Consider the following 12,627-nt stretch of genomic DNA (forward strand, 5'->3'; position numbering starts at 1 on the left):
ATGCAGATTTACTTTTTGCTGGATAAGAAAAATTGGTACACTTTGTACTGTTGAGGCATTACTAAAAGAGAGTGTTATGCGAGCCGATTGGGATTCTGTTGTCGAAAAAGTACTAAGCTATCCAAATTCTGATGAATTGGGTATTTTGTTTCAGTTACTGTTAACTGAAGAAGAACGAAGTGCTGTAGCTGGGCGATTGAAAGTGTTTCAGTTATTACTAGAGGGCGATCTAAGCCAACGACAAATCTCGGCTGATTATCAAGTGAGTATTGCCACTATTACTCGTTGTTCAAATTATTTAAAAAATATGCAGCCAGAGCAGAAACAAAAAATCCAACAGTTATTGTTGGATTAGTATAGTTAGTGACAAGCCATTCATCTTAAATCAGTTGAATTTAGCTCTTGCCTGAACGCTGGGGATTTTATGGTGTCGATAGCTTATTCTTCTTATTAAGATATAAGTCCCATAGGTGAATAGACAAATTGCAATAACGACACCTGAGTCTCTAGAAAGAAAGCGAAATATTAAACCGGCTGACATGATGTATATAAATGGCAGGTAACCATAAATTGACTCGGGCAGTATGCCTGAAATTCGTTTTCTTTTGCGGTCTGTTCTGCGGTTTTTTGAACGCTGATTCCAAATGTGCGCACCGTAAAAAAATACCAGCAGTGAAGCAATGATGGCGTATGGCTCTTTGAGCAAGGCAACGCTACCTGCACCTATAACCATGTAAGTGAAAGGCAAAATCTCATAAATCGGTTTAATTAACATAAGCACTCCGTCGCTTGTGATTAATCATAAGTAAGTCTCTTCAGGTTAAGTCTATAACCTCAGCTATGGCTTACTACGAGTACACTCCTGAATAATTCAGAGTGCTGGCTTAATTGGTCTCTTTTACTTGTGTTAGTTAATGCATATTTACGCTTGTAAATACTAATCAACTAATATGAATAATAACGCAAAAAAAATACGTTACCCAAAAAATTGGCTAACGTATCTTTGATTTCAAACTTTAGGTTTAGTATTAAATCGCTAAGTTATTGAATTAAGCAAATGTGCTTAATTATACTTATCGCTTAATGACAGCCACAGCCGCCGTTTCCGTCACAACCTGGCTTTTCAGTATCACATTGTTCATGCTCGTGAGCATGGTCGTGACCACACCCGCCTGCTGCATGTACATGGCCGTGTGCTACTTCCTCAGCAGTCGCTTCGCGAACGTCCATAACTTCAACACTGAAGTTTAAGGCTTGACCTGCTAAAGGATGGTTACCATCAACTACGACTACGGTATCTTTTACTTCAGTCACTTGAACTGGACGTTGACCCATTTCAGTTTCAGCAATAAAACGCATACCAGGAACAATATCTTCAATATCGCCGAAAGCTTCTAGAGGAACTTCCTGTTTAAGGCCTTCGTGGTATTCGCCGTATGCAAATTCAGTAGGAATGTTGGTATCAAACTTATCACCAGCTACTTTACCTTCAAGCTCGGTTTCTAAACCAGGGATTAAGCCTTCAGTGCCATGAAGATAAACCATAGGCTCAGCTTCAAATGAACTTTCGATTAGCTGTCCATCTTGGTCTTTTAAACGGTAGTGAATAGTCACTGCTGAATGTTTTGTGATTTTCATAACGACTCCAATTCATAATGTGGCGGCATGATAATACTTTTTGTTATTAGGGGAAATGATTTGTATCAGCTTTTGCTTATTCAATCACATGTTTTGGAAATTCAGTTAGATGAATCAATTTCATCTAGGAATAAAAAAGTAATGAAGTTAAGAATACTGATTAACAAAGCTTGATAGTTTTTTTAGCCCTAAAGCTTATGTTTATACTATTAGTGTATTAAATTTAGCCAGTGAAAGGTTTAATCTATTGTTTTTTTGGTACTTTATTTGGTGCTTCGTCTACCCTTTACGTTAACGTAAATCTCAATTTTACTCTATAAAGCCTGCCCATATTGTATAAAATATGAGGTTTAAGCTATTTAAGGGCTAATTTAGATTGATGTGGAATATGTGCTTTGAAATAAAGCTATGCCAAGGGGTTGACAACAGACATGTAAAAAAGCAATTCTATTATTAATTCAAAACAAATACATAAAAATTAGTCGAGTGTCATGATGAAAATCCAGTTCCACGTTGTAGCTACCATTATTACAACCACCACAATTAACATTGTGGGGGCGGGCTGAGTACACCCTAAAGAATTTTTACAACAAGCCCGCTTCCCAAAAAGAAGCGGGCTTTTTGTTTTCAGACTTTAAAAAATATTTCGAATTTAAATTTAACTTAGCGCTAGCGAGTATAGGGAGTAGAAAATGAAAGTAATGAAATTTGGTGGGACCTCGTTAGCCAATTGGCAGCGCTTTCTGATGGCGGCAGATATCATTGAGGAATCTGCCAAGTCGGAATCAATTGCAACAGTGTTATCAGCGCCAGCAACTGTCACAAATGGATTACTTGACCTTGTTGATTTAGCTCAGAAGGGTGAAGAATACTCTGCTGTATTGAATCATATTGAAAATGTGTTCAATGGCTTGTTTGAGGAAGCTGCTGAGCAGTTAATTTCACAACAACAAAAAAGCCTGTTAGAAAGCAAACTGGCTTCACAATTGCTTGATTGGAATGACAAGCTTACCGGGATTAAATTGCTCAATGAGTGTCCAGATCACGTGCAAGCACAGGTGGTCGTGTCTGGTGAGCGTTTATCTGCAGCGCTAATGGAGCAAGTGATGTTAGCTAAATCACTTTCAGCTGCGCAGTTTGATCCCACTCAGTTGTTCTTGGCTCACGGAAAAGCATTAGAGTCTGTCGTTGATATTAGTGTCAGTAAGCCTAGGTTTGCGGCTCTTGCATTAGATGAAGCGCGAGTGTGGATCATGCCAGGTTTTACTGCAGCAAATGAACAAGGTAAAACCGTAACTCTAGGCCGTAATGGCTCTGACTACTCTGCTGCTGTGCTAGCTGCTTGTCTGGATGCTTCTAGTTGTGAAATTTGGACTGACGTAGATGGTGTTTATAATACCGATCCTCGGGTGGTAGCAGATGCAAAACTGTTAGAGCAGCTGAGTTACCAAGAAGCGATGGAGTTGTCATATTTTGGTGCTAAAGTCCTGCATCCAAAAACAATCGCCCCCATTGCTCAATATCATATTCCTTGCTACATCAAAAATAGTTTTAACCCCTCAGCTCCAGGGACTTTGGTATCTAATGAAGTAGATAAAACAGGTTTACAGGTCAAAGCGATTTCTAACCTTGATAATCAAACCATGTTTAATATTTCAGGTCCTGGCATGAAAGGCATGGTGGGAATGGCCAGCCGTACCCTTGAAGCCATATCTAGAAGTGGCATCTCTGTTTCCTTAATAACGCAAAGTTCTTCTGAGTACAGCATCAGCTTTTGTGTTAACACTGATGAAGCAGAAAAAGCTAAACAGGCACTTGAATTAGAATTTGAATTAGAGATCCAATCGGAATTACTAGAGCCAATTGAATTAAGGCAAGATTTAGCCATTGTGTCGTTAATTGGCGATGGAATGAAAACCCATAAAGGTGCTGCTGCGAAGTTCTTCAGCGCACTTGCTAAAGCAAGCGTTAATATTGTTGCTATTGCTCAAGGTTCATCAGAACGTTCTATTTCAACCGTTATTCAGCAGCGTAAAACCAAACATGCTATTAGTGCCTGTCATCAAGCCTTCTTCGATGTCCAACAATATTTGGATGTGTTCTTAGTTGGAGCCGGCAATGTTGGCGCAGGGCTGTTGGAGCAAATCAAACAGCAATCTGCAATGTTAAAAGAGCAACATATCACCATGAGAGTGTGTGGCGTTGCTAACTCACGTAAAATGCTGTTAAACAGTGATGGAGTTGATTTAGCTAATTGGCAATCATTACTGGCCGATTGTGATACGCAATATGATTTATCTGAACTCTTTAATTGGGGCAAAGAGCAGCAATTGCTTAACCCTGTGTTAGTGGACTGTACTTCAAGTGAGCTAGTTTCAGACAGATATGTCGATGCGATGAATGCAGGTTTCCATGTTGTCACCCCTAATAAGAAAGCGAATACTCGTGATTATCAATATTATCAGAAACTGCGTACTACAGCGCTTTTACAACGCCGTCAGTTTTTGTATGAAACGACAGTCGGAGCTGGACTTCCTGTAATAGATAACCTGAAGAAACTGTTATTTGCAGGCGATAAATTACAACGTTTTAACGGTATTTTATCGGGTTCGCTCTCATATATATTTGGCATGCTAGATGAGGGAATGAGCCTATCTGAAGCAACTTCAATCGCACGGGATAAATGTTTCACAGAACCCGATCCTCGTGAGGATTTAAGTGGGATGGATGTCGCACGTAAAGTGTTAATTTTAGCTCGTGAAGTGGGCATGGAATTAGAACTTGAAGATATCAATGTAGAATCTGTGTTACCTAGTTCGTTTGATGATTCAGGTGATATCGATACCTTTATGAATAACCTTCCTAAACTTGATGCAGAAGTCGGCGCCAGAGTTGAAGCTGCCAAGGCTGAAGGAAAAGTGCTTCGATACGTGGGGCAAATTGAATCGGGAAAATGTTATGTACGTATCGCCGAAGTGGATGCAAGCGATCCTTTATATAGTGTTAAAGGCGGCGAGAATGCGCTGGCATTCTACAGTCGTTACTATCAGCCAATTCCATTCGTGCTAAGAGGTTATGGCGCGGGGACAGATGTGACAGCTGCTGGAGCATTTGCTGATGTGTTAAGAACATTAAATTGGACTCGTGAGGTAGGGTTATGAGCATAACAGTGTATGCACCTGCTTCGATGGGAAATGTCGGAGTTGGCTACGATTTGCTTGGCGCTGCACTTGCGCCAATTGATGGCAGTTTATTAGGTGACAGAGTGATGATAGAAGCGGCAGCAACTGGCGTGCATTACTCTCAATCGGGGCCTTGGGCGCACAAATTGCCTGATGACGGTAAACAAAATATTGTTTACCAATGCGCAGAGTTTTTTCTAGAAAAGCTAAACAGCTCAGAAGGTGTCGCGATTGGATTAGAGAAGAATCTTCCAGTAGGAAGTGGCTTAGGTTCAAGCGCAAGCTCTGTTGTTGCAGCATTATATGCACTTAATGAACACTTTGAGCGACCTTTTGATGAACAAGCTTTATTGTTATTAATGGGTGAGTTTGAGGGAATGATCTCGGGCAGTGTGCACTTTGATAATGTTGCGCCGTGCTATTTAGGTGGAATGCAGTTAATGCTAAATACGCCTAAAAAAGTTTGCGCGACTATCCCAAGTTTTAAGCAATGGTATTGGGTTGTGGCTTATCCAGGTATTTCACTTTCAACGGCGAAAATGCGCGAATTATTACCCAGTCAATATGATAAATCTGTGGCCATTGATTTTGCCCGTCATTTAAGTGCTTTTGTTCATGCAAGCTACCAGCAAGATGCTGACCTTGCTATATCGGTACTGAAAGATGTGATGGCTGAGCCATATCGCGCTGATGCAATACCTGGTTACAGCAATGCACGAAGTGAGCTTGAAAAGCTGGGAATGCTAACTACTGGTATTTCTGGCAGTGGTCCTACGTTATTTTCTGTTACTGATTCACTTGAAACAGCACAAGCTGCTCAAGCGTGGTTAGAGCAACATTATTTATCTCAGACTGGTGGTTTTGCCCATGTCTGTAAGCTGGATGAGTCTGGTACTCGTCGGGTTTAACTCTGAATTATTTTTGATTAAGGCGTTAAAAATGAAATTATATAATTTAAAGCACCCTTCACAAGTGGTGAGTTTCAGCGAAGCAGTGCAATTAGGGTTAGGCAAAGATAGAGGTCTATTTTTTCCTAAGTCGATCCCAGTACTTGAAAATATGGATGAACTATTGGCGCTTCCTTTTGCATCACGAAGTAAACGTATTTTAGGTGCCTGGTTAGCAAGTGAGATAGGCCAAGCTAATGTCGATAAACTTGTTGATAATGCTTTTACCTTTGATGCCCCATTAGTTAAAGCTGATGAAAAGCGTGCCTGTTTAGAGTTGTTCCATGGCCCAACATTAGCCTTTAAAGATTTCGGCGCACGTTTTATGGCGCAGTGTGTCAATTTACTTGCAGGCGATAAGAAGCTCACAATTTTAACTGCTACCTCTGGCGATACTGGCGCTGCAGTGGCAGATGCTTTTTACGGTTTAGATGCGGTTCAAGTGGTTGTGATGTACCCAAAAGGAAAGATTAGTGAACTGCAGGAAAAAATGTTCACCACTTTAGGTAAGAACATTCACACCGTTGCGGTTACTTCAGATTTTGATGACTGCCAAACACTCGTTAAGCAAGCTTTTGATGATAGTGATGTACGTGACGGTTTGCATTTAAACTCGGCTAACTCCATTAATATAAGTCGCTTATTGGCACAAATCTGTTATTACTTTGAAGCGGTAGCTCAAGCGAAACAAAATAGTGACGATGAGATTGTTATCTCAGTACCCAGTGGCAATTTTGGTAATTTAACTGCAGGTTTGTTTGCTAAAGCAATGGGCCTACCAGTTAAGCGCTTTATTGCAGCAACAAATTCAAATGACACTGTACCTCGTTATTTAACGGCAGGTGATTGGGCGCCAAATGCAACTGTGGCAACCATGTCTAATGCAATGGATGTGTCTGAACCGTCAAATTGGCCTCGTGTTGAAGCTATTTGTGAAGCGATGGGCTGGCCTTTATCTTCAATCACAGGGTTAGCCTTAACTGAAGTGCAAACCTCAAAGGCTTTAAGTGAGCTTTATCAGTTGGGTTATCAATCTGAGCCCCATGCTGCTATTGCGGCTCAGGCGTTATCTGATGAGCTTGAAGAAGGTGAAACTGGAATATTTTTAGGTACCGCCCATCCTGCTAAATTCAAAGAAGTGGTGGATGCGCAATTAAACATAAACTTGCCGTTACCTGCCGAGCTTGAGGCCGTAGTGAATAAGCCAATTTTATCGGCTGAACTGACTGCAGACTTTGAACAGCTAAAAGCACATTTATTTAAAACTCTAGCTTAGACCTAGTTAGTTCCAGCATCAATTTTAAAGCATCTTAGGGTGCTTTTTTATTGTTTGTAATTTATTTAATGTTGTTTTAAATAGCTTTTTTTGTAATTTTGGATTTTATGATCTTCGTCATAACATCATTAATTCGACTAGTGTAGATTGGATATATTCAATGTTTGCTTAATCTTTATACATGAAGGAATGGTGATAATGGATAAGATGATACTGAAAAGGCTTATGAATGATCATAAGCATATTGCTATCTTGCTTAATGTATTAGCGAAGAAAAATACTAAGCTTGCGGAAGGCGAAGCGGTGAATTTTGCCCTGATCAGAGATGTGGTTGAGTACATGCAAGTTTATGCCGAGCATAGTCACCACCCTTTAGAAGACATTACCTACGATTACTTTGTAAAAAAGTTTTCCACGCCTTGTGATACACAATTACATGAAGAGCATAGTCGACTGGCTGAGTATTCCGGTGCCTTAATGTATAGCCTAAATTTGATCTTATCAGATGTTGTCATTTCGAGAGAGAAATTGGTGAGTGATTTACAAGCTTATGTAGATATTCAGCAAAAGCATATGCAATATGAAGAGAGCGAGTTATTTCCTTTATTTGCTAAACAACTGGATCAGGATGACTGGCAGACGATTAAATCGCAATGTGATAAGCAATTAGTGGAAGACCCACTATTCAGTGATAGTGATGAGACGATATTTGAAGACCTAAAACTGCATATCTCACAGGTAGATAAAAAGTGATTTAATATTTTAGATACAAAAAGAGCGCCTATGGCGCTCTTTTTTATTTTGAATAACTATTCAATTAGTCATTAACACCTAAAGTGGCATTGTTTCAAAATCAAAATCAAAACTAGTATCGATGTCTTGAAGTTCTTTAAGTAGACGCTGTTTATCCTTTAACGCCTCTATTTCCCGCCACTTACGTTTTTTGTTCGAGCTTTTTGAGCGAGTTGGTCTTTCAACAACTTGGTCTAGCGCACCACCATAGTCTAATCGATCCATGGTAAACCTCCCTTGTTATTATGATGTCTCTATGCAAATAAGTATCATATTTCTTCGCTATAGTGCAATAGTTATGTTTCATTATTGTTAAGGTGTGCTGACGATTTAATGAAGCTTGACTGGATAATATAGTGACTTGTGCTAAGGAGTTGGATGAACCTCATACAAAAAAGCCAGCTTGCGCTGGCTTTTTTAGTGTTTATATCTGACCTTGTCGATATAAATTAATTAACGCATTACTGGAACAATCTAGCTCGGAAGCGTCATTTTCTGCACCTATCCTATCGAGAACATCATTCCCCAATAATTTTCCGAGTTCTACACCCCATTGGTCAAATGAGTTTATCTGCCATATAGCGCCCTGAACAAAGGTCCTGTGCTCATAAAGTGCAATAAGTGAACCTAATGTCGTTGGAGTCAGCTTGTCCATTAAAATAGTGTTGCTTGGCTTATTACCACTCATCACTTTATGTTTAGAAATGAGTGCTTTTTCGGTATCAGATAAATTTTGACCTGATAGCTCAGCTAGCGCTTCATCAAAAGTTCGACCTTGCATTAGTGCTTGAGTTTGACCAAAGCAATTGGATGCCAGTTGATTGTGGTGTTCACCTAATGGATTATGACTCTGTATTGGCATAATAAAGTCAGCTGGAATGAGTGCAGTACCTTGATGCAAAAGCTGGTGGTAAGCATGCTGGCCATTTGTGCCTTCACCGCCCCATATTACTGGTCCGGTACTGAAATCGACTTCTGTGCCATCTAACATGACTGATTTACCGTTACTTTCCATATCGAGCTGCTGAAAATAAGCAGGCAGGCCTCGAAGGTAATGATCGTAAGTTAACACCACATGAGATTGAGCATTATGGAAGTTACCATACAGCACTGACAGCATCCCCGTAATGACGGGCATGTTTTGTTCAAGTGGCGTATTGGCAAAGTGGTTATCCATCTGGTGGGCACCGTCAAGCAGTTGCTTGAAGTTATCCATACCAACAAGAAGTGCGATCGGTAATCCGATTGCTGACCATAATGAATAGCGACCGCCAACCCAATCCCACATCGGGAAAATGTTTTTGGCATCAATACCAAAGTCAGTGGCTTTAGCAACGTTTGATGTGACAGCGACGAAATGCTTAGCAACATCGGATTGAGAACCGCCGTTTGCTAGAAACCAATCTTTAGCGCTCAAGGTATTCGTTAATGTTTCTTGGGTACCAAAAGACTTAGACGACATGACAAATAATGTTGTTTCAGCGTTTAAATTCTTGAGCTTCTCGCAAATTGAACTGGCATCAACATTGGCCACAAAGTGACAATTAAGACCTTTAACCCAGTACGGACGAAGTGCCTGAGAAACAATTTTAGGCCCTAAGAAAGAACCGCCAATACCAATACTAACAACGTCAGTTATCGTTTTACCGGTATAACCTTTCCATTCGCCAAGTTGGACAGATTCAACAAACTGCGTCATTTTAGCTAATGTTTGTTGTACCTCTGGGACGATATTACTGCCTTCAGCCATAATGACTTGTTCTGGCTTACTACGAAGAGCTGTATGTAAAACTGCTCGACCTTCAGTATTGTTTATAATATCGCCATTAAACATGGCTGAAATCTTATTAGGTAAGTCGGCTTCTTTAGCTAACTTAAATAATAGGCTTAAGGTTTCATCATCAACGCGGTTTTTAGAGTAATCTAATAATAAACCGCAGTCTTTTACACTCAGTTGCTCAAACCTTGCAGGGTTTTGAGCAAATAATTCACGCATGTGTGGTAACGCTGCTGCATTTTGAGATAACTGCTGCCAGGTACTACTCTGGGTTAAATGTGTCATGCATATCACTCCATTGAATATCGGATTAACCAAGTTTCTCGTTTAGCATGACCTCTAGCTTTCCTTGGTCAATGGCAAAGTTACGAATACCTTCAGCAAGTTTATCTACTGCCATAGGATCTTGATTGTATTCCCAGCGGAATTCAGCTTCAGTCAGTGGGGTAGGAGTAGCTTCAACAGATGTTGCTGGCTTAAGCTTTTGTGCAATTACTGCATCGCTGTTAGCCAATTCTTCTAAAAGAGCTGGACCAATCGTTAGGCGATCACAACCTGCAAGCTCAATAATTTCACCGGTATTACGGAAGCTTGCTCCCATCACTACAGTGTTATAGCCATGGCGTTTGTAATAGTCGTAAATTGCAGTGACTGATACAACACCTGGATCTGTTTCAGCTGTGTACTCTTGACCAGTATCTTTTTTATACCAGTCTAAAATACGGCCAACAAATGGAGATATAAGGTATACGCCAGCTTCAGCACAGGCTCTAGCTTGAGCAAAACTAAACAATAAGGTCAGGTTACAGTTAATGCCTTCTTGCTCAAGTTGTTTTGCTGCGCAAATGCCTTCCCAAGTTGAAGCCAATTTAATTAAGATACGTGACTTGTCGATCCCTGCTTCTTTATAAAGCTTAATAAGCTTATGAGCTTTTTCGATAGAGCCCGCTTTGTCAAATGAAAGACGTGCATCAACTTCAGTTGAAATACGACCAGGAACAATTTTTAAAATCTCTACGCCAATATTGACCGCTAATTTATCGCCAGCATCTTCAACTTGTTGTGCCGAATCATTTGACTGACCTTTTGCCCAAGCAATTGCGTCATCAATAAGCGGGGCATACTCTGGAATTTGTGCCGCTTTTAGGATCAGAGAAGGGTTAGTAGTTGCATCTTCAGGTTGGTAACGTTTAATTGCTTCGATGTCGCCGGTGTCTGCAACGATGGTTGTCAGTGCTTTTAGTTGAGCTAACGTGTTCGCCATGGAAATTTCCCTCTCAAGTAACAAAGTTATTTTGTTCAATGCAGTTATTAGAAGCGATTTTACTGTATTTTCCAACACAATTTGTAAAAAAATTACATAAAAAACGCCTTTATGAACGATTAAAGGGTAAAACTTGTTATTTAATATCTAATTTATTAGCTGTTTAACAATTTTGCCAGCTTGTTAAAATATTGTTACCGATAACAACCTTGTGGTCATAAGGATTTCAATATTCTGTTTGTTAAATTTCAAATGAAAGTTTTAAAATAAAAAGTCGCTGCAAGCAGCGACTTTTATTATGAACGTTTACTGTTAAGTTATTATTTTAGTACAGGTCTTTTTTCTGCACCACTTACTACAGCTTCGATACGACGGTTTTGCTTGTTAGCTTCTGCTGAAGTGCCTTCGATAATAGGACGGTCTTCACCAAAACCAACCGCTTTCAAACGTGAAGCATCGATACCATATTTTTCAACAAGGGTATCAACAACGGTTTGTGCACGGCGCTCAGATAAATCCATGTTGTAGTCAGCGTTACCTACATGAGAAGCATGGCCCTCAATAACAACTGAAGTGTGTGGATTATCTTTTAAGTATTTTGCTGCTTGATCCATACGCTTATTCGATTCAGGTTTTAATTCAGCTGAGTCATTATCGAATAATAGACCTTCTAGACGTGAAGAAATTGGTTTGTCTTCATATATAGTACAACCCTTAGCATCTACTTTATGAGTAGAAGGCGTATCAGGACACATGTCTTTATCGTCTGGCACACCATCGTTATCTGAATCGATAGGAGCGGCTACAACAGGAGCAACAACTGGCGCTGGTTTGTCTACGCCAAAACGGTAGCTTAATTCAAGACCCCAATAGTTACTTTCCATATCGAGTGTATTGTATTTATCATCATCTAAGTTTTCATAACGACGATATTTAGCTTGTAGTTTCAGGTTTTGAGTAAAGTTATAACCAAACCCAACGCCAACGTAAGGGGCGATACCACTATCACTATAATACTCAGTATTATAGTTTTTCTTATTAGAGATAAGGTAGTTCATTGCACCAGCTTCAGCTGAGAAACTCCACTTTTCACTAATAGGTAAAAATGCAGCTAAACCTAACGTCATGCCTCTAGCGCCGACATCGTTACGTTTATTGCTATAGTCAGTCCATTCAGCTCGACCTAAATCTCGATAGCCAAGCTCAACACCAAAGTAATCATTAAATAAGTAACCACCGAAAACATCCCACGCATATGGGTCATCTTCACCGCACACTTTCATTGTTTTTTGATCGCAGTTAGGTTCATAGTTATTGATACCTAAGCCACCACCTACGTACCACGGTGTTAACTCTTGTTCAGCTACAGCCGCAAAAGGTAACATTGAGGTGAGTAATACTACTTTTAATGTGTTCTTCATCATGTATAAGTCCATTGTTATTTTACTCCACCAAAACACATGTAAATAGATTGTTTATTACAAGTGTCGCTGACGCTTATGTGGTGTTCCTATTATGCTTTTGCCAGCGAGCTAATTATCGTCGTAAATTCAAGGGTTTTCCATAGTAAGAAAGATTAATGTTGGATTTTATTTAATTATATATTGCGATAACGTTTCCGGGTGTTGTTTTGATGCAGGTTTTTTGAATGGCCAGTCCGAATAAATCGACAATGGTAATGTGTTACCCGGGCTTTAGTTTTAGTCGTTTTTAATCGTAATGATAAATTTAAAAAAAAAGCGCCAAGAGGC

The 12,627-nt window shown here is 39.8% G+C and carries 11 protein-coding genes; 5 read left to right on the forward strand and 6 right to left on the reverse strand.

Annotation, left to right across the window (positions count from 1 at the left end):
* Positions 1-76: 76 nt before the first annotated feature.
* Positions 77-355: a trp operon repressor gene (gene trpR, locus FNZ24_RS08675; protein ID WP_153914092.1), complete on the forward strand. Its 279-nt coding sequence runs from the start codon at positions 77-79 to the stop codon at positions 353-355.
* A gap of 30 nt (positions 356-385) precedes the next feature.
* Here the strand turns inward: trpR and FNZ24_RS08680 are convergent, their stop codons facing one another.
* Together FNZ24_RS08680 and slyD are read right to left on the reverse strand one after the other, a co-directional pair.
* Positions 386-775 carry a hypothetical protein gene (locus tag FNZ24_RS08680; RefSeq protein ID WP_153914093.1) on the reverse strand — a complete coding sequence of 130 codons (390 nt, stop codon included), beginning with the start codon at positions 773-775 and terminating at the stop codon, positions 386-388.
* A 305-nt stretch (positions 776-1,080) separates the two neighbouring features.
* On the reverse strand, positions 1,081-1,638 hold the full coding sequence (gene slyD, locus FNZ24_RS08685; protein WP_153914094.1) for a peptidylprolyl isomerase: 558 nt from the start codon (positions 1,636-1,638) through the stop codon (positions 1,081-1,083).
* Positions 1,639-2,330: 692 nt separating this feature from the next.
* Between slyD and thrA the strand changes: the two genes are divergently transcribed.
* The 4 genes from thrA (at position 2,331) to FNZ24_RS08705 (ending at position 7,796) form a co-directional block, all read left to right on the forward strand.
* Positions 2,331-4,799 carry a bifunctional aspartate kinase/homoserine dehydrogenase I gene (thrA, locus tag FNZ24_RS08690; RefSeq protein WP_153914095.1) on the forward strand — a complete coding sequence of 823 codons (2,469 nt, stop codon included), beginning with the start codon at positions 2,331-2,333 and terminating at the stop codon, positions 4,797-4,799.
* A complete protein-coding gene (thrB, locus tag FNZ24_RS08695; RefSeq protein ID WP_153914096.1) occupies positions 4,796-5,728 on the forward strand; it encodes a homoserine kinase in 933 nt (310 codons plus the stop codon). Before thrA ends, thrB begins: the two co-directional genes overlap by 4 nt.
* A gap of 31 nt (positions 5,729-5,759) precedes the next feature.
* A complete protein-coding gene (thrC, locus tag FNZ24_RS08700) occupies positions 5,760-7,043 on the forward strand; it encodes a threonine synthase (protein ID WP_153914097.1) in 1,284 nt (427 codons plus the stop codon).
* A gap of 198 nt (positions 7,044-7,241) precedes the next feature.
* Positions 7,242-7,796, forward strand: coding sequence for a hemerythrin domain-containing protein (locus FNZ24_RS08705; RefSeq protein WP_228768424.1), 555 nt, complete (start codon positions 7,242-7,244; stop codon positions 7,794-7,796).
* 78 nt (positions 7,797-7,874) lie between these two features.
* On the opposite strand, the gene FNZ24_RS08710 is transcribed toward FNZ24_RS08705, so the two are convergent.
* From FNZ24_RS08710 to FNZ24_RS08725, 4 genes are all read right to left on the reverse strand, one after another.
* Positions 7,875-8,060: a DUF3545 family protein gene (locus FNZ24_RS08710; protein WP_055025622.1), complete on the reverse strand. Its 186-nt coding sequence runs from the start codon at positions 8,058-8,060 to the stop codon at positions 7,875-7,877.
* Positions 8,061-8,259: 199 nt separating this feature from the next.
* Complete coding sequence (gene pgi, locus FNZ24_RS08715) at positions 8,260-9,897, reverse strand: glucose-6-phosphate isomerase (protein WP_153914098.1); 1,638 nt, start codon at positions 9,895-9,897, stop codon at positions 8,260-8,262.
* A 25-nt stretch (positions 9,898-9,922) separates the two neighbouring features.
* The gene (gene tal, locus FNZ24_RS08720; protein WP_153914099.1) at positions 9,923-10,876 is read right to left on the reverse strand and encodes a transaldolase; all 954 of its coding nucleotides are present in this window, start codon (positions 10,874-10,876) and stop codon (positions 9,923-9,925) included.
* 320 nt (positions 10,877-11,196) lie between these two features.
* Complete coding sequence (locus FNZ24_RS08725; RefSeq protein WP_153914100.1) at positions 11,197-12,300, reverse strand: OmpA family protein; 1,104 nt, start codon at positions 12,298-12,300, stop codon at positions 11,197-11,199.
* Between the last annotated feature and the right edge of the window lie 327 nt (positions 12,301-12,627).

The sequence above is a fragment of the Shewanella sp. TC10 genome (assembly GCF_009663145.1).
GTDB lineage: Bacteria > Pseudomonadota > Gammaproteobacteria > Enterobacterales > Shewanellaceae > Shewanella.